This is a genomic window from Streptomyces sp. NPDC056527, assembly GCF_042794475.1.
Classification (GTDB): Bacteria; Actinomycetota; Actinomycetes; order Streptomycetales; family Streptomycetaceae; genus Streptomyces.
The window spans coordinates 1-17,499 of sequence record NZ_JBHTTQ010000078.1 but is presented as its reverse complement, the minus strand read 5'-3'; the positions used below and the strand labels follow the sequence as shown (position 1 = coordinate 17,499).

Below are 17,499 nucleotides of genomic sequence, written 5' to 3'. Positions count from 1 at the left end.
TATGAAGTCCCATGCGACGCACAAGAAAACGTTCGACACGCGCGAAACGAGCGGTGGCCGCCTCCGTCGCCCTGATCCTGGGCGGGGGCGGCCTGATCGCCGCCAATGTGTATGCCTCGGCCGGCCAAGGCTGGGGCGATCCGCCGCCGCCTGACCGGCAGAATGCGGTCTCGACGATCGACTGTCCCGATGTCGCCCAGGAGTTGACCGAGGTCCCGGACTCCGCACGGGCGTCGGTGGACCGCGAACTCGCCACGCTGGACAGTCAGATCACCGTCGCGTACCAGCGCTTCGCCGACAACAGGGAGCGGGTGGAGAGCGATCCCGCCTTCGCCGAGCAGCAGATCCTCACCCCCCTCAGGAACGAGCGGCTGAACATCCTTCAGCGGATCACGCAGCTGACCGGCAAGCAGTTGGAGGGCATGGCGCCCTGCACGCTGCGCGCCGACGACGACGGTGGCGACAACGGCGCCGGCCAGGGTGACGGTGGCGACAACGGTGACGGGGAGGGGCAGGAGGAGCCGGAGGGGCAGTCCGGAAACGGTCCCGAAGCCTCCGACTTCGTCGACATCCAGTCCGTGCAGCCGAACGTGAAGCGCCCCCAGCAGCGCCGCGGCGCCTCGCGCGGCACGTTCGCCACCAACTGCGGGAAGAACGAGAACGGAAAGTTCAACCCGGACAACGTCATCGTCGCGCCGGGTGTGAGCAACGGCGCCCACCATATGCACGACTACGTCGGCAACCAGGCCAACGACGCCTTCGCCAGTGACGACGACCTGGCCAAGGGCCGGACCACCTGCCGCAACCAGGGCGACCGTTCCACGTACTACTGGCCGGTCCTGCGGCTCCAGAACGGCCAGGCGGAGAACGACGCCCAGGCCGACGGCGGTGGCAAGGACCAGAACGTCGGCGAGATCCAGACGCCCGCGCAGGTCACGCTGAACTTCGTCGGCAGTCCGGTCTCCAAGGTCACCGCGATGCCGCGGTTCCTGCGCATCATCACCGGCGACGCCAAGGCGTTCACCAACGGCGACGCCAATGCCAACGCGTCGTGGTCGTGCACCGGCTTCGAGGACCGGCAGCTGAAGGACAAGTACCCGATCTGTCCGCAGGGCAGCAAGGTGGTGCGGACGTTCAAGTTCCAGAGCTGCTGGGACGGCCGGAACACCGACAGCGCCAACCACCGTACGCACGTGGCCTTCGCGGACCCGGCGAGCGGGCGCTGCGGCAACGGTTTCCGGGCCATCCCGCAGCTGGTGCAGCGGATCGTCTACGACGTTCCGCCCGGGCCCGGCTTCGCCGTCGACTCCTTCCCCGAGCAGCTGCACAAGCCGATCACGGACCACGGCGACTTCATCAACGTCTTCGACGAGCGGCTGATGCGGAAGGTGGTGAGCTGCATCAACGAGGGGCGCCGCTGCTCCTAGGGCCTGCGTCGCGGGCACCGGGGGTGTCCGGCCGGAATCGGCCGGGCACCCCCCTCAGTCGTGCCCCGGTCGTGCCCTAGTGGTGTCCGGCGGAGTGTGACGCGTGCGGCGACTGGGACGTGTGTGCCCCGTGCGGCTCGGTGGTCTCGACCTGACCGCCGAGCCGTTCGCGTACCTTCTCCACGGTCCCCGAGTCGCCCGACACCGTCCACTTGCGGCCGACGAGATACGAACCGCCGTAGTCCTTGGCCTGGTTGAGCCACTCGCGCTGGCCCCGGTCGGTCGCGAAGGTGGTCAGGACGTACGTCCCGTCGTCCGTCGCGCACTTCGCCTGGCGCAGCTCGGCCGCGTCCGTCTGGACGTCCGGCGCGCACTCCGCCTTCGTGGCGATCTGCTCCAGGGTCCCGCTCGCCTCTTCGGGCGTGGACGCGCACCCCGCCAGCATCACGAGCACCGCCACCGCCACCGTTCGTCGCGTACGCATCAGCATCCGCCCATCCTGCCCGCCCGGTCGCGCCGGGAGAAGCGAAATCCGATCGGTTACGGTTTGCTGCGATAGCTACCGATATGGAGGAGTCGACGCCATGCCTGCCATCCCCGCCGCCACCGTCGCCAACCTCCGGGGCCTCGGCTCCCTCCCCCTCGGCGAGGGACGCAGCGTCCGCCCGGGCCGGATCTTCCGCTCCGCCCAGCTCGACCGGCTCGACCCCGCCGAACCCCTGGTGGCGGGGCTCGACATCCGCACGGTCGTCGACTTCCGCACCGAGAACGAGCGCGTCGACCGGCCGGACCACCTTCCGCCGGGCGCGCGCCTGCTCATCGCGGACGTGCTCGCCGACCATCTCGCCACCAGCGGGCTGCCGCCCGCCGCCCGGCTGAAGCAGCTGCTGACGGACCCGGCACTCGCCGACAAGTACCTGGGCGGGGGCCGGGCCCAGGAGGCCTTCCGCCGGACCTACCGGGCCTTCGTGAGCTCCGATTCGGCGCGCGCGTCCTACCGGGCCTTCCTCGGTGAGCTGGGCGATCCGCACACCGGTCCGCTGCTCTTCCACTGCACGGCCGGCAAGGACCGCACCGGCTGGGCGGCGACGATCGTGCTGTCGCTGCTCGGCGCGGACGAGGAGACGGTCATGGCGGAGTACCTGTCGGTCAATCCGGCCGTCCGGCATGCCTTCGCGCCGATGATCGAGGGCTTCACGGCGCAGGGCGGCGACCCGGAGCTGGCTCTGGCGCTGATCGGGGTCGTACCCGAGTACCTGGAGGCGGCGCTGGACGAGGTGGCGGTCCGGCATGGCTCGATGGAGAAGTACGTACGGGAGGGCCTGGGCGTCCCGGACGAGGTGACGGCCGTGATCCGCGAGCGGCTGACGGTGTACGAGGCGTGAGGTCCGGGGCGGCCGGCCCGGGCCGACATCGATCCGGGCCGCCTTCGGACCAGGGCGCGCCGGCGCGGCCGGCGGTCCTCGACGAACGGCCCAGCCGCCCGGGACGAGGCCCGCGACCGGCTGGAATCCGCCCTCCGGGGAATCCGGAGCGAGGCAGTCCGAACAGGCCGACCGCCGGGGTGACCATCGGATGATTCGCTCGTTCTGCTGAATGTGAGCACCCAGGAACTCGCCCCCTCCCCCCTCGGCCCGGTCGATGTCGAACAGGCCGAGGCCGCGCTCGTCGAGCACTATCCGCGGCTGGTCCGGATCGCCTACCTCGTGCTGCCGCCCTCGCTCGGGCGCAACCGTCGGGTGCTGACGGCGCACGCGCTCGTCCAGCGGTCGCTGCCGCGCCGCCGGACGTCCGGTGCCGGGATCCCCGGGACGCGCCGCGCCGAGGACGCCGTCGACCCCGGGTACGCGTACGTACGGGGCGAGGTGCTGCGGCAGGCGCTGATCGCGGGGCTGCCGCTGAGGCGCCGGGCGCTGCCGCGGCGGGCGCAGTTCCCGCCGCTGCTGCCGCACGTGTGGGGGCTGCGGCTGTTCCCGCGCGCCGGCGGGGCCGACGAACTGGCCCTGGACCAGCGGCTCTCCGCGCTGTCCGGGCCGGCGCGCGCGGTGTACGTGCTGCGGGGGCTCGAACGGCAGGGGGACGGGGAGGTGCTGCGGGTGCTCGTGGCGGCGGGGGTCCCGGAGGAGGACGCGGGCACCGCGCTGGAGGAGGCCGACGGCGTCGAGGCGCTGTACGCCCTGCTCGACTCGCCCGAGTTCGATCCGTGTTCGCTGCAGGCCCGGCCGACGGACCTGATGCGCCGCCGTCAGCACGGCAAGGCCGCGCTCGCCGCGGCGGCGGCCGTGGTGGTGTGCGGGACGCTGCTCGGTCTGCCGGGGGACGGCTGGGGGCGCAACGGCGCCGCGGCGCCTTCGTACGCGCGCAATCCGGCGGCCGAGGCGGCGCTCGACCCGGGAACGCTGAGACGGGTCCCCGCGGGCTTCTGGCAGAGCTCGGCGCGTACGGACTTCTCGGTGTGGCCGGCTAGGGGCGCTCTGACCGGCGACCGGGCGCTGCTGCGGCGGGCGCTTGCGGTCTGGGCGCGGCCCGGCGGTTCGGTGCGGTCCTCGGCGACACCCGGGACACCGGTGGGACCGCCGATGGGTCCGTCGCAGCTGCTGTACGCGGGGGAGGTCGACGGGTCACGGGTGGTGCTGTTCCACGACGGGCTTCGGGCCGTGCGGTACGCGGAGCCGGCCGCCGGGACGGGGACCGGCGGGGCGGCGCTGGACTTCGCGCGCACGGACGGGGCGGACGCGGTCGGCTCCGCGGCCCTCGTCGTCTCGCGCAGCACGGCCAACGTCCGTTATCTGACGGCTCCCTGGGTACGGGAGACGGCGGTACGGGACCTGCTGGCGCCCACGAAGGAGCCCTGGCGGCTGGAGCGGGACGCGCACGGGGTGACGAGTGCGATGCTCAGCCCGGCGCAGGCGCGGGGGTGTTCGGTCTGGAACACGCTCCAGGTGCGGGACGCGACGGGGGTGCGGCTGCTGACCGATCTGGGCGAGCTGGTGCCGGCCCGGCTGACCTCGGGGCCGCCGGCCGCCGCTCCGGTGGACGGGGCGGGGACGGCCGCGCGGACGGCGTGGGCGCGGGCGGCCTGCCAGTTGGCGACGGTCCGCTCGCACGGGGTGCGCGCGGTCAACGCCTGGCAGTTCGCCGCGCAGCGGCTGCCGGAGGGCGGCGGCCGGGCGGCCTGGCTGTGCACACGGGCCGAGACCTGGCGGGGTACGGGCAGCAGGGTGCTCGCCCAGTTCGCGGTTCCGGCGCCCGGCGGGACGGCCGCCGTCGCGGCGAAGGCCGAGGAGTCCCCGGCGTGCGGGGCGCGTGAGCCGCGGGTCCTCTCGGGGGTGCTCTGGCAGGCGAAGAGCGGGCAGTGGTACGTCCTGGCCGCCGGCAGCGAGGAGTTCGCGTCCCTGCGCACCACGGGCGGGGTGAAGGGCGAGGCGGAGGGGCGGTTCCTCGCGGTGAAGGCGCAGGCGGGGACCCGGGCGGATCTGAACGGCACGCTGGAGGACGGAACGAGGGTGGGCGCGCTGCGGTAGGCGACGCCGCCCACGCGAGGAGGGCGGCGCGGCACATCCCCGTCCCGGCCCGAAGATTCCGCATGCACGGGCCTGTTGCCAACTGCTTACTCCTCAGTACATTGACGTCATGTCTAATACGCAGCCTGCACCGGTGGCGTCGGAGCACATCGAACTCAAGGCCCGGAAGGTCTCCTTCGACTGGGAGGAGACCCCGCTCCACTGGGTTCCCGGCGACCCGTTCACCACCCACACCATCAACGTGCTGCATCTGCTGCTCCCGGCCGGGGAACGCTGGTTCGTGCACGTCTACAAGCAGGTGCTCCCCTTCATCACCGACGACCGGCTGCGCGCGGACGTCATCGGCTTCATCGGCCAGGAGGCCGTGCACTCGCAGGCGCACGACGACGTGCTCCCGCACCTCAGGAAGCTGGGCCTGGACCCCACTCCGTACACCGCCCAGGTCGACTGGTTCTTCGAGAAGCTGCTCGGCGACCGGACCCTGCCGCCCGGCCGCGCGCGCCGCTGGTGGCTGATGGAGCGGGTGGCGCTCATCGCCGCCATCGAGCACTACACCGCCTTCCTCGGCAACTGGGTCCTCAACGCCGAGGAGCTCGACCGCAGGGGCGCCGACCCGACGATGCTGGACCTGCTGCGCTGGCACGGCGCCGAGGAGGTCGAGCACCGCTCCGTCGCCTTCGAGCTGTTCATGCACCTCGACGGCGGCTACCGGCGGCGCGCCCGTACCTGGGCCACCGCGTTCACCGCGATGATCTTCCTCTGGCAGCGCGGCACCCGCTTCTTCATGGAGAACGACCCCACGCTCATCGACGGCAAGGCGTCGGTCGGCCAGCTCGTCCGCAAGGGCCGGGAGGGCGTGCTGCCGTCCACGCCGGACCTGCTGCGCGCCATCCCCCGCTACCTCAGCCGGGCCTACCACCCCTCCCAGGAGGGGAACACCGCCCAGGCCGTCGCCTATCTGGCCGGCTCCCCCGGCGCCAACGGAGGTCGCTGACCATGCCCCGACTGCGTACCGTCGTCCTGATCGCCGGGGCGGCGGTCCTCGCCAAGCGCGCCATGCGCCGCCGGATCAACGCCGCCCCGCTCTGGCCGATGCCCGCCCTCGACGAGCCGGTCTCGGGCCGCGGCCGGCTCGCGACCGTGACCAGGAAGGTCCTGGTCACCGAGCGCACCGAGCCCGCCGATGGCGTGGTCCGGCTCCGCCTCGAAGGCACAGGACTGCCCGCCTGGCAGCCCGGCGCCCATGTCGACCTGGTGCTGCCGTCCGGTCTGGTGCGCCAGTACTCGCTGTGCGGGGACCCGGCCGACACCGACACGTACACGGTGGCGACCCGGCTGATCGAGGACGGCCGGGGCGGCTCGCGCGAGGTGCACGAACAGCTCCACGAAGGCACGGAGATCGAGATCCGCGGGCCCCGCAACCGCTTCCCGCTGGTCGACTCCCCCGCGTACGTCTTCGTTGCGGGAGGCATCGGCATCACGCCCGTGCTGCCGATGCTGCGGGCGGCGGAGGCGGCGGGCGCCGACTGGCGGCTGCTGTACTGCGGCCGCAGCCGCGCCACCCTGCCGTACCTGGACGAGATCGAGAAGCTCGGCGGGGAGCGCAGCGAGACGGGGGTCCCCCCGGCCGGAGGCCGGGGAAGGGTGACGGTGGTCGCCGAGGACGAGTCGGGCCTGCCCGAGCTCGGCTTCCTGGCCGAGGTCCCCGAGGAGACGGCGGTGTACTGCTGCGGCCCGGACGGGCTGATGGACGCGGTGACCGCCGCGATGCCCGAGGGCCGGACCCCGTATCTGGAGCGATTCTCCCCCACCGCGACGACCGGCGGCGGCGCCTTCGAGCTCGAACTGCGCCGCTCCGGACGGACGGTGACGGTGGCGGCGGACCAGTCGGTGCTGGCCGCGGTCCGGAGCGAACTGCCCGGCGTCACGTACTCCTGCGAGCAGGGCTTCTGCGGCACCTGCCAACAGCGGGTCCTGGAGGGCGAGATCGACCACCGCGACGAGCTCCTCACGGACGCGGAGCGCGGTGACTCGATGCTGATCTGCGTCTCGCGCTGCGCCGGAGAACGGCTGGTTCTCGACCTCTAGCGGTTGGCGACCGCCACGGTGAGCAGGACCCGGCCGGGCGGGAGATCCGCTACGGAAGGATCAGCCAGTCGAAGGCGAGCGCGGCGGAGAGGCCGCCCACCAGGAGCCAGGTACCCAGGCGCGTGCGGCCGTTGCGGGAGAGTTCGATCACCACGCCGCAGAGGATCATGGCCAGCCCGTACACGCCGACGACCAGGACGGACGTGCGGCTCGCGAGCCGGATCACCAGGACCGCCGCCATGGTGACCAGCAGAACGGACGCGGCCGCTATCCGCAGTTGGCGTGCCTGCTTCGGGCTCAAACCGGAGGTGCTCATGTCGTGGGAGCGTAACGGACGGCGGTTAGGCTGTTCGCATGACGACCGGGGTGCGCCGCAGAATGGGCGTCGAGGAGCGCAAACAGCAGCTGATCGGGGTGGCTCTCGAGCTGTTCAGCCACCGCTCTCCCGACGAGGTCTCCATCGACGAGATCGCCGCGGCCGCGGGAATCTCGCGGCCGTTGGTCTACCACTACTTCCCCGGCAAGCAGAGTCTGTACGAGGCGGCGCTGCGGCGGGCGGCCGACGAGCTGGCCGCCCGCTTCCTTGAGCCGCCGCAGGGCCCGCTGGGCGCGCGGCTGCTGCGCGTGATGGGCCGGTTCTTCGACTTCGTGGACGAGCACGGTCCCGGTTTCGCGGCGCTGATGCGGGGCGGTCCGGCGGTGGGCTCCTCCACCACCAACGCGATGATCGACGAGGTGCGGCAGGCCGCCTACGAGCAGATCCTGGCCCATCTGGACGTCGAGCAGCCCTCCGCCCGGCTGGAGCTGGTCGTCCGCTCCTGGGTGTCGCTCGCCGAGTCGACGGCGCTGATCTGGCTGGACGGACGCCGTGTGCCGCGCGCCGAGCTGGAGCTGCAGCTGGTGCACGACTTCGCGGCGCTGGCGGCGGTGAGCGCGGCCTACGACGAGGAGATGGCGGACGTCCTGGTCCGGATCCTCGCCGACGAGCCGTCCGACGGGCCGTTCGGCGACCTCGTCGACCGGCTCGCGGCCCTGGCGCCGCGCGTGCCCGCGCAAAGACCGGCGTAGTCGACCGCCGCCGTCAGGACTTGCGGTAGGACGGTTCGAGGTCGCGTACCTCGGCGGAGACATGGACGCCCTCCGGATCCTTGAGGTACGCGGGCAGCAGCGCGACCACGGCCTCGGCGAGGCGGGCCTTGGTCTCGTCCGTACGGCCGGCCAGCAGCGCGATGTCGACATGGACGACGACGTCGTTCGTCGAACCGTCCCCGATGACGCACTCCTCGACCTCGCGGAAGCGGGTCTTGCAGGCGTCGATCCGTGTGTCGACGGTCTCCACGACGAGCGGGTGCAGCGCGAGCGCGAAGCCGCGCCGGTCGAGCGGCGCCGAGTAGTCCACGGTGATCTGCGGCATGAGGTCACTCCCGGTTGAACGGATGTCTGGCCACACCCTTACGGTGATCGTCATGAGCGCACAAGTGACCTTCCGGCAGGCGGACGACCGCGATCTCGACCTTCTGGTGGGGATGTTCGACGGGGTGGCGGGGTGGATGGTGCGGCGCGGGATCGACCAGTGGAAGCCGGGCGACAAGAGCGCGGAGCACTTCCGGGCGCGGATCGCCGGCGGCGAGGTGTGGCTGGCGTCGGCCGGGGGCCGGGCCTTCGGCGCGTACGAGCTGTGGTGGGACGACGAGCAGGCATGGGGCCCGCAGCCGCCGGTCGCGGGCTATGTCCACCGGCTGATGACCGACCGGGAGTCCGCACCCTCGGGGGCGGGCCGGGCGCTGCTCGACCACGCGGAGAGCCGGATCGCGGCCGGCGGCAGGGGGGTGGCCCGGCTGGACTGTGTGTCGCGCAATCCGCGGCTGCGGACGTACTACGAGGCCGCGGGGTACACGGCCGTCGGCGAGGAGCCGGGAAAGCTCGCCGCCGACGGCACGCGGTACGGAGTGATCCTGCTGGAGAAGGCGCTGGCCTGACCGGCGCGGCCCAAGACGTGCGGCGAGGCCGGTCGGGGAACCCCCGGCCGGCCTCGTCGTGTGTGCGTCCGTGCGGTCAGCGGGTGGTGAAGACCGCCACCGTGCGGGCCGGGACCGTGAAGGTGCCCGTGCCCGTCTCGTACGACGCGGACGTGACCACGGGGTCCCCGCCCGCGGCCTGGACCGGGTGGAGGGTGTAGCCCTTTCCGGCCAGGGCGGCGACCCGCTGGGTCTGCCGCTCAGGGGTGGCGTTGAAGACCACGACCAGGTCGCCGAGGCGCATGGTGATCACGCCCGGGGTCTCGCCGGTTCCGGAGAGCGGGAAGGACAGGGCGTCCTGGACCTGCCCGGCGCTGGCGAGGGAGAAGGCGGACTCGGTCGTACGGATCTTCTGCAGGTCGCGGTAGGCGGCCGAGGCGCCGTCGATCTGCGCGCAGCCGACGGTGAGCGACGGGGCGGTCAGCAGCGGCTTCCCGTAGCCCCACTTGGCCTTGTTGTCGGCCGCCGGAGGCAGCCCGCGGCCGAAGCCGTTGCCGTCCCGGCAGTCCCAGTGGATCGCGTTGAACCAGTCACCGCTGTCGTAGGAGTTGCGGTCCAGCGACTTGGAACGCAGCAGGTCCGAGCCCGCCTGGGAGAGCGCAGGGCCCTGCGAGAGGGTCGCGGTCGCCATGGCGAGGACCTGCATCCTGGCCCGGTCGGCGGCCGACGTGGTCGCCGGGAGCTTGAAGGCGAGCGCGTCGTACAGGGTCTCGTTGTCGTGGGCATCGGCATAGGCCAGCGCGTCGCCGGGGGCGGCTGCGTAGCCGGCCGGGGCGCCGTTGTAGTCGACCTGGCTGCCCTTGACCGTACGGCCGGAGGTGTCGGTGAAGGAGTAGTCGGCGAGGTTGCCGGTCAGACCGACCTTGATCAGGTCCTGGTAGTGCAGGAGCCGGGCCTTCTGCTGCTCCGGAGTTCCGTTGGCGGTCGAGGAGTTGGGGTCGGTGTAGAGGCCGGAGGCGAAGCCCTGGACACCCGGGTCCTCGTCGAAGGGGCCACCGCCGCGGACGGCGTCACGGGCCCGGTCGGAGAAGGTCGCGATGCCGGTGCCGGCCATGTTCTTCTGGGTGGCCTGGACGAAGCGGGAGTCGTCGGCGATCTCGCCGAAGTTCCAGCCCTCGCCGTAGAGGACGATGGCCTTGCCGTCGACGCCGTCCTTGGCGACGGTCAGCGCGTCCAGGGCCTTGCGGACGGCGAGGATGTTCTCCTTCGGGTGGTGGCCCATGAGGTCGAAGCGGAAGCCGTCCACCTTGTACTGCTTGGCCCAGGTGACGATCGAGTCGACGACGAGCTTGCCCATCATGGCGTTCTCGGGCGCGGTGTTGGCGCAGCAGGTGGAGGTGGCGACGGAGCCGTCGGCCTGGAGCCGCTGGTAGTAGCCGGGCACGATCCTGTCGAGGACGGACTTGTCGGCCTGGCCGCTCGCGACGGTGTGGTTGTAGACGACGTCCATGACCGTGCGCAGTCCGGCGCCGTTGAGGGACTGGACCATCTGCCGGAACTCGACCGTGCGGCGGGTGCCTTCGGGGTCGGTGGCGTAGGAGCCCTCGGGGACGGTGTAGTGCAGCGGGTCGTAGCCCCAGTTGTAGGCGTCCTTGGCCGCGGCGGCGGCCACACAGGCCTGCTGCTCCTCGGAGTCGGGGGCGTAGACCTTCAGATCGCACGCCGGCTCGGTCTGCGCGGACTTCTTCTCGGGGATGGTGCCGATGTCGAACGCCGGGAGCAGGTGGACGTAGGAGGTCCCCGAGGCGGCGAGCGCCTTCAGGTGCTGCGAGCCCTTGCTGCCGGTGTCGGTGAAGGCGAGGTACGTGCCCTTGTGCGCCGGGACGGCCGTGGTGTCCGCGATCGAGAAGTCGCGGATGTGGAGCTCCTGGATCTGCGCGTCCCGCAGCGGCACCGCCGCGGGCTTGGCCAGGCTCTTCCACCCCTTGGGGGCCAGCTTCGGGTCCGCGAGGTCGACGAGGAGGCTCTGGGCCGAGTCGGTGGTCAGGGCGGTGGAGTAGGGGTCGGTGACCTTGTTGGTGACGATCTGCCGGACGCTCGGCGCCCAGACCTTGACCGCGTACCGGTACGGCTTGCCCGTCCACGCGCGCGTGCCGGTGACCGACCAGACGCCGGAGGCGTCGTCGCGGCGCATGGGCACGGTCCTGCCGTCGAGTTCGAGGGCGACGGACTGGGCGGTGGGCGCCCAGAGGGACAGCGTGGGGCGGCCGTTCCGGAACACCGGGCCGAGCGCGGCCCCGGTGGCCTTCGTCGCGTACAGGTCGTCGAGGACACCGGCGAGCTGGACGCCGGTGGCGGTCAGGACGGCACCGTTCGCGGCGTACTGGGCGGCGACGAGCTGCCCCTTGAGCGCCTCGCGGACGCGGTCGCGGTCACGCGGGTCGACCGTGAAGGCACCGTAGGACTTCAGGTGCGGGAACGCGGCCTTCTGCGCGTCGGTCAGCCGCGCCGGGTTCAGGCGCAGCACCTGACGGTCGCCGGTGAGCGTCCCGTTCTCGACCTTGATCGAGCCCTCGCGGGAGGAGAGCAGCACGCTGGAGGCCGCGGCGTCGCTGCCGTTCCAGGCGAGGGTGGTCTCGTCGATCCAGATCGCCTGGGACTTGGCGAGGTCGAGCGCGGCGCCGCTGCCCTTGGGCTGCGGCAGCAGGTACTTCTCCTGGCCGCCGAGCATCCACACCTCGTGGCCGTTGGCCTTGAGGTCGAGGGACTGGTCGGTGGGCAGGTCCTTCTCGTCGCCCTTGTGCAGGATGTAGGAGAGGGAGGTGGCACCGGCCGCGAGCGGGACTTCGTAGACCGCTCCGTAGGCGTCGGTGCGCACCGGCTCCAGCGGCTTGCTCCAGTCGGTGGGGTTCGCGGCGCCGGTCCAGGTGTGCAGGCCCCAGCCGGTGTGGTCGCCGTCGGCGCGCTTGTAGTGCAGCACCGCCTTCGTGGTGTCCTGCGGCGGGTACGCGCCCTCGGGCGCGGCGTTCAGGACCTCGGGCTTGCCCTGCTCGATCCAGACCTCGCCGGTCTTGGAGAGGTCGACGGTCCGGTCGGCGTCGGTGTCCTTGACACCGTCCTTGTTCACGGCGATGAAGCCGACCGAGGAGGCGCCGGGCTTGAGCTTGACGTAGGCGAAGGCGCCGTAGGCGTCACGGCCGGTGAAGGGCTTGCCGGCGGGCCAGGTGGTGCCTTCGCCGTCGGCGATGTCGCCCCAGGTGTACAGGCCCCAGTCGGCGTAGTCGCCGTCGGCGCGCTTGTAGTGGACGATCGCGTAGTCGCGCTGGGTGGCGGTCGGCGGCTGCTCGACGGCCGGGGCGCCACTGGTCGTCGCGGCGGTCGCGCTCGCGGTGCGGCCGGCGCTGTCGACGACGACGGCCTTGTAGCGCAGGGCCGTTCCCGCGGGCGCGGTGACCTTCTGGGTGACCTTGTACGGGGCGTGGTCGGCGGAGCCGAGGACCTGCCACTTTCCGTTGCCGGTCTGGGCGGCGAAGACGACGCGGTTCAGCAGGCCGCCCTGGACGTCGGCGGTGAGCTCGACGGTTCCGGTGGCCCCGGCCTCGGGGGCCTTGAGCGTGATCGTGGGCGTGGCGGCGGGCGCGCCGAGCGGCTTGGCCGCCTTGAGCACGAGGGAGCCGAGCGCCGGGACGGTCACCTTGATCTTCGTGTCGCCGGCGCTGGTGACACGGACGTCGCCGCCGTGGATCGCGGTGAAGGTCATGTCCGCGGAGCCGGTCGGGATCTCGACGGTCTTCGCCTCGGTGGAGCTGTTGACCGCGACGACGTATTCGGCGGGCCCGTTCTTCGCGCGGGCGTCGGTACGGGAGAAGGCGTAGACGGAGCCCTCGGCGTACCGCTGCTGCTGGACGCCGTCGCGCAGCGCCGGGTGCTCGCGTGTGAGCTTCGAGAGCGAGGCGATCTGCCGGTACAGGGGGTGCGAGGCGTCGTAGGCGTCGCTCGCGTGGGTGCGGTCGGTGCCGAGCTGGTCGTCGTCCAGGTAGTCGGCGGTCTTCGACGCGAAGAGGGACTGGCGGGAGTCCTTGTCGCCGCCGGCACCGGTGTAGCCCTGCTCGTCGCCGTAGTAGACGACGGGGTTGCCCCGGGTGAGGAACATCAGCTCGTTGGCGAGCCGGTAGCGCTGGAGGAGTTCGGCGTCGCCGGCCTGCGGGTTGTCCTGCTTGAGGAAGGTCCCGAAGCGGCCCATGTCGTGGTTGCCGAGGAAGGGCACCGACTCGTAGGCGTTGGCCTTGTCGGTGGTGTAGCGGTAGTCCTGGCCGAAGAGGTTCGCCAGCTTGTCCGCGGAGCCGCCCTGGGAGGCGAAGGTGCGGGCGGCGTCCTGGAAGGGGAAGTCGAGGGTGGCGTCGAGGCGGCCCTCGGTCACGTACGGGGCGGTGATCGCCGGGTCGGCGGAGTAGACCTCGCCGAACATGAAGAAGTCGTCGCGGCCGCGCTTGGCGGCGTACTCGTCGAGGGCGGTGGCCCACTGGGTCCAGAAGGCGGTGTCGACGTGCTTGACGGTGTCGATGCGGAAGCCGTCGATGTCGAAGTCGCGGACCCAGCGCTGGTAGATCTTCTCCATGCCCTCGACGACCTCGGGACGCTCGGTCCACAGGTCGTCCAAGCCGACGAAGTCGCCGTACTGGGAGGACTCGCCTGCGAAGGTCGAGTCGCCCCGGTTGTGGTACATCGTCGGGTCGTTGAGCCAGGAGGGGACCTTGATGTTCTTCTTGTCGGCGGGGACGACGGGGGTGCGGGGGAAGGAGTCCGTGTCGACGCGCGGGAACGAGCCGCTGCGGTCGTCGAAGGGGACGCCGTCCTTCGTCAGATACGGGAAGGCGCCCTTGGAGAGGTAGCCGTAGGTCTTCTCCTTGTAGTCGACGACGTCGGCCGTGTGGTTGGTGATGACGTCGAAGAAGACCTTCATTCCCTTGGCGTGGGCCTGGTCGATCAGCTTCTCCAGGTCGGCGTTGGTGCCGAAGTGCGGGTCGACCTGGGTGAAGTCGGTGATCCAGTAGCCGTGGTAGCCGGCGCTCGCGTCCTTGCCGGTGCCCTGCACGGGCTGGTTCTTGAAGATCGGCGCCATCCAGATGGCGGTGGTGCCGAGACCCTTGATGTAGTCGAGCTTCCTGGTGAGGCCCTTGAGGTCGCCGCCCTGGTAGAAGCCCTTGTCGGCGGGGTCGAAGCCGGTGTCGAGACGGGTGCCGGTGAGGCCGCCGCGGTCGTTGGCCGCGTCCCCGTTGGCGAACCGGTCGGGCAGGACGAAGTAGAACTGCTCCCGGGTGAGGTCGTGACGCGCGGGCTGAGCGGCGAGCGCCTTGTCGGACGGCGGGGGTGGGGGCGGGGGCGCGGCGGCCGCGGGGAGGGCGGGCACCAGCGCCGCGCACAGGGCGGTGGCCACGACGGCCGCCGTTCTCTTGCGTATCACGGGGGTTCTCCCTGGAGGTACGGGAAGGAGGGCCGCCCCGGCGGGGCGGCCCTGGTGGGAGGAGCTGTCAGGTGCGGAAGGTGTCGTTCAGGACGATCCGGCCGGAGGCGGGGACGGTCGCGGTGCGGTTCGCACCGGATTCCCAGGTCACGTTGCCCGCGGCGTCCTTGCGGATGTACTTGTACTCGAAGGCCGTGCCGGCCGGCAGGGAGACGTCGAGCTTCCAGACGGGGTACGAGGCCGAGTCCAGCTTCAAGGCCGCGGACGGGGACCAGTTGCCCAGCTCCGCTCGGTTGCCGGTCACGTAGATGTCCTGGCCGACCGTGGTGGTCGCCGTGGCGTTGAAGGAGGCACCCGTGGCGGCCGGCGGCGGGGTCGTCGTGCCGCCGCCGCAGCTCTTCGCGCCGACGTGCAGCGCGACGGCGGTGTGGGCGCCCAGCGTCGCGGTGAACTGGCCCGACGAGTTCACCGTCACGCCCGTGTTCGACTGCACGTCGCAGTACGTGCCGGCCGGCAGCCCGGTCTGGAAGGTGCGGGTCAGCGACGAGCCCTCGTGGTTGAGGGCGACGTACGCCTTGGCGCCCCGGCCGAACGCGATCGCGTTGTTGCCGTTGTCCCACCAGTTGGTGACCGCCGTGCCGCGCGCGGCGTTGCGGAAGCCGACCATCGAGGCGATCTCGCGCCAGGCGTGCTGGCACTTCCAGCCGTCGCTGTAACAGGCGTTGACCTGACCGCCGTTGGGAGCGCCGGCGTCCTTGTCGGACCACTCGTAGCCTGAGTGGACGTCCGGGGAGCCGTAGGGCCAGGCCAGCATGAAGACGCTCGCCAGGGTGTAGGTGGCGCCGTTCTTGTAGTTGAGGGTGTCGCCGCCGCGCTCGGTGTCGTGGTTGTCGACGAAGACTCCGGACTTCCCGGACGCCATGTAGCCCCAGGACTCGCCGAAGTTGCTCAGGTACGACAGCTTCTCCGAGCCGAAGATCCGCTTGAGGTCCCGTGCGTAGCGGAACTCCTGGACGTCTCCGTTGCCCAGGTACTCGCTCGGGGAGACCGCCTCACCGGCCCCGTATATCGCCTCCTGCTTCCAGTAGACGCCCGGGTCGGTCAGCCGCGACTTGATGTTCGCGAGGTCCGCGGCCGGCATGTGCTTCGCCGCGTCGACGCGGAAGCCGTCCACACCGAGGGAGAGCAGATCGTTCATGTAGGCGGCGATCCGGCCGCGTACCCAGTCCTCGCCGGTGTCGAGGTCCGGCAGGCCGACGAGCTCGCAGTTCTGGACGTTGGCCCGGTCCTGGTAGTTCGAGATGGTGGCCCGGCAGTCGTCCATGTCGGCGCCGGAGTAGAGGCCGGGGTAGTCGTACTTGGAGAACGAGGTCCCGCCCGTTCCCGTGCCCGACGCGTTGGCCATGTGGTTGACGACGGAGTCGGCGACGACCTTCACGCCCGCCGCGTGACAGGTGTCGATCATGGACTTGAAGGCGGTGCGGTCGCCGAGGGGTCCGGCGATCTTGTAGCTGACCGGCTGGTACGCGGTCCACCAGGTGGAGCCCTGGATCCGTTCCTGGGGCGGCGAGACCTGGACGTAGCCGTAACCCGCGGGGCCGAGCTGTTCGGTGCAGGCCTTCGCCACGGAGGCGAACTTCCACTCGAACATCACCGCGGTGACGTCCTTCTCACCGGGTGGGGCGGCCTGTGCGGGGGTCGGCGCCGTGACGGCCACAGCGGCTCCCGCCACGAAGGCGAGTGCAGCGGCCACGGTCTTTCTGGCCATGTTGTCCTCCTGCTGACTTCACTGTCGCAAGATGTTGCCGAAACTAGCAGCAACTGTTTTCAGCCGTGACCGTACGAGTGCCCCGACCCCCGGTCAACCCTTGGGACCCCTCAATGCAGGTAGTTACGCAAGGAGTTGCAGCGAGGTTCCGGCCGGCGGCTGCGCCGTGGACCCGCGCACCACCAGTTCCGGCTGGAAGACGAACTCCGTGCGCTGCACGGGGTTCCCCTCGACCTCCTCCAGGAGCGCGCCCACCGCCGCCGTCGCCATCGCCTGCACGGGCTGGCGCACGGTGGTGAGCGGCGGGTCCGTGAACGCGATGAGCGGCGAGTCGTCGAAGCCGACGACCGACACGTCACGGGGCACGTCGAGGCCGCGGGCGCGCACGGCGCGGATCGCGCCGAGCGCCATCAGGTCGGAGCCGCAAACGATCCCGGTGCAGCCCTGGTCGAGCAGGATGTCGGCGGCCGCGTGCCCGCCCTCGACGCCGAACAGGGTGGGGCGGACGTACCGTTCGGCCTCCGCCCGCTCGATCCCGAGCAGATGGTGCAGTTCGGCCGCGAACCCCTCGGCCTTGCGGCGCGAGGGTACGTAGCGCGTCGGCCCGATCGCCAGGCCGATCCGCTCGTGTCCCAGCTCGACCAGGTGCCGTACGGCCATCCGCGCCGCGGCCCGGTCGTCGGGCGAGACGAAGTTGGCGTCGACGCGCTCGTTGAAGCCGTTGATGAGGACGAACGGGACGCCCCGCGCGGCCAGTCGGACGTACCGCTCCGGGTCGGCGCTCGCGTCCGCGTGCAGCCCGGAGAGGAAGATGATGCCCGTGACCCCGCGCTCCTCCAGCTGCTCCACCAGCTCGTCCTCGGTGGCGCCGCCGGGCATCTGGGTGCAGAGCACCGGGGTGTAGCCGTGCCCGGCCAGGACCTGCTCGATGACCTGGGCGAAGGCCGGGAAGATCGGGTTGGTCAGCTCGGGGACGACCAGTCCGACCAGGCCGGCGCTACGGCGTTTGAGCCGTACGGGACGCTCGTAGCCGAGCACGTCGAGCGCGGCGAGGACCCGGTGCCGGGTCGCGCCGGCCACGCCCGCCTTGCCGTTGAGGACACGGCTGACGGTGGCCTCGCTGACACCCGACTGGGCCGCGATGTCCGCGAGCCGCGGGGGGGCGGGGCCCGCGCCCCCCCGCCGGGGGCAACGGCCACCACTCGGAGAAAAAAAAAAGAACCAGCCCACCCCAAAAAGAAGTTTGATAAAGGTTGGGGCCCGATGAAAA

Annotated in this window: 13 protein-coding genes; 7 read left to right on the top strand and 6 right to left on the bottom strand. The window is 71.4% G+C overall.

Annotated elements, in window-relative coordinates; all coding sequences use genetic code 11:
- The first annotated feature begins 11 nt into the window (after positions 1–11).
- On the top strand, positions 12–1,427 hold the full coding sequence (locus ACFQ7Q_RS28235; RefSeq protein WP_383559908.1) for a DUF1996 domain-containing protein: 1,416 nt from the start codon (positions 12–14) through the stop codon (positions 1,425–1,427).
- Positions 1,428–1,503: 76 nt separating this feature from the next.
- Here ACFQ7Q_RS28235 and ACFQ7Q_RS28230 read toward each other — a convergent pair whose 3' ends face one another.
- Entirely contained in the window at positions 1,504–1,911 is a 408-nt protein-coding gene (locus ACFQ7Q_RS28230; RefSeq protein ID WP_383559906.1) for a hypothetical protein, read from the bottom strand.
- 100 nt (positions 1,912–2,011) lie between these two features.
- On the opposite strand from ACFQ7Q_RS28230, the gene ACFQ7Q_RS28225 reads away from it, so the two are divergent.
- The 4 genes from ACFQ7Q_RS28225 (at position 2,012) to ACFQ7Q_RS28210 (ending at position 7,039) form a co-directional block, all read left to right on the top strand.
- Positions 2,012–2,812, top strand: coding sequence for a tyrosine-protein phosphatase (locus ACFQ7Q_RS28225; protein WP_383559905.1), 801 nt, complete (start codon positions 2,012–2,014; stop codon positions 2,810–2,812).
- Between the two features lie 213 nt (positions 2,813–3,025).
- Positions 3,026–4,951: a hypothetical protein gene (locus ACFQ7Q_RS28220; protein WP_383559903.1), complete on the top strand. Its 1,926-nt coding sequence runs from the start codon at positions 3,026–3,028 to the stop codon at positions 4,949–4,951.
- A 109-nt stretch (positions 4,952–5,060) separates the two neighbouring features.
- The gene (locus ACFQ7Q_RS28215) at positions 5,061–5,945 is read left to right on the top strand and encodes a metal-dependent hydrolase (RefSeq protein ID WP_383559901.1); all 885 of its coding nucleotides are present in this window, start codon (positions 5,061–5,063) and stop codon (positions 5,943–5,945) included.
- A complete protein-coding gene (locus tag ACFQ7Q_RS28210) occupies positions 5,942–7,039 on the top strand; it encodes a PDR/VanB family oxidoreductase (RefSeq protein ID WP_383559936.1) in 1,098 nt (365 codons plus the stop codon). The genes ACFQ7Q_RS28215 and ACFQ7Q_RS28210 overlap by 4 nt, the downstream gene beginning before the upstream one ends.
- Before the next feature lie 49 nt (positions 7,040–7,088).
- Here the strand turns inward: ACFQ7Q_RS28210 and ACFQ7Q_RS28205 are convergent, their stop codons facing one another.
- Positions 7,089–7,355: a hypothetical protein gene (locus tag ACFQ7Q_RS28205; protein WP_383559899.1), complete on the bottom strand. Its 267-nt coding sequence runs from the start codon at positions 7,353–7,355 to the stop codon at positions 7,089–7,091.
- A gap of 38 nt (positions 7,356–7,393) precedes the next feature.
- On the opposite strand from ACFQ7Q_RS28205, the gene ACFQ7Q_RS28200 reads away from it, so the two are divergent.
- Positions 7,394–8,107: a TetR/AcrR family transcriptional regulator gene (locus ACFQ7Q_RS28200; RefSeq protein WP_383559897.1), complete on the top strand. Its 714-nt coding sequence runs from the start codon at positions 7,394–7,396 to the stop codon at positions 8,105–8,107.
- Positions 8,108–8,120: 13 nt separating this feature from the next.
- Here the strand turns inward: ACFQ7Q_RS28200 and ACFQ7Q_RS28195 are convergent, their stop codons facing one another.
- Entirely contained in the window at positions 8,121–8,453 is a 333-nt protein-coding gene (locus tag ACFQ7Q_RS28195) for a 5-carboxymethyl-2-hydroxymuconate Delta-isomerase (RefSeq protein ID WP_383559895.1), read from the bottom strand.
- Between the two features lie 52 nt (positions 8,454–8,505).
- On the opposite strand from ACFQ7Q_RS28195, the gene ACFQ7Q_RS28190 reads away from it, so the two are divergent.
- Positions 8,506–9,018 (top strand): GNAT family N-acetyltransferase, encoded by a 513-nt coding sequence (locus ACFQ7Q_RS28190; RefSeq protein ID WP_383559893.1) that lies wholly within the window; start codon positions 8,506–8,508, stop codon positions 9,016–9,018.
- A gap of 76 nt (positions 9,019–9,094) precedes the next feature.
- Here ACFQ7Q_RS28190 and pulA read toward each other — a convergent pair whose 3' ends face one another.
- The 3 genes from pulA to ACFQ7Q_RS28175 form a co-directional block, all read right to left on the bottom strand.
- Entirely contained in the window at positions 9,095–14,461 is a 5,367-nt protein-coding gene (gene pulA, locus ACFQ7Q_RS28185) for a pullulanase-type alpha-1,6-glucosidase (protein ID WP_383559892.1), read from the bottom strand.
- 67 nt (positions 14,462–14,528) lie between these two features.
- Entirely contained in the window at positions 14,529–16,229 is a 1,701-nt protein-coding gene (locus ACFQ7Q_RS28180) for a carbohydrate-binding module family 20 domain-containing protein (protein ID WP_383559890.1), read from the bottom strand.
- Positions 16,230–16,352: 123 nt separating this feature from the next.
- On the bottom strand, positions 16,353–17,372 hold the full coding sequence (locus ACFQ7Q_RS28175) for a LacI family DNA-binding transcriptional regulator (RefSeq protein ID WP_383559934.1): 1,020 nt from the start codon (positions 17,370–17,372) through the stop codon (positions 16,353–16,355).
- Positions 17,373–17,499: the final 127 nt, after the last annotated feature.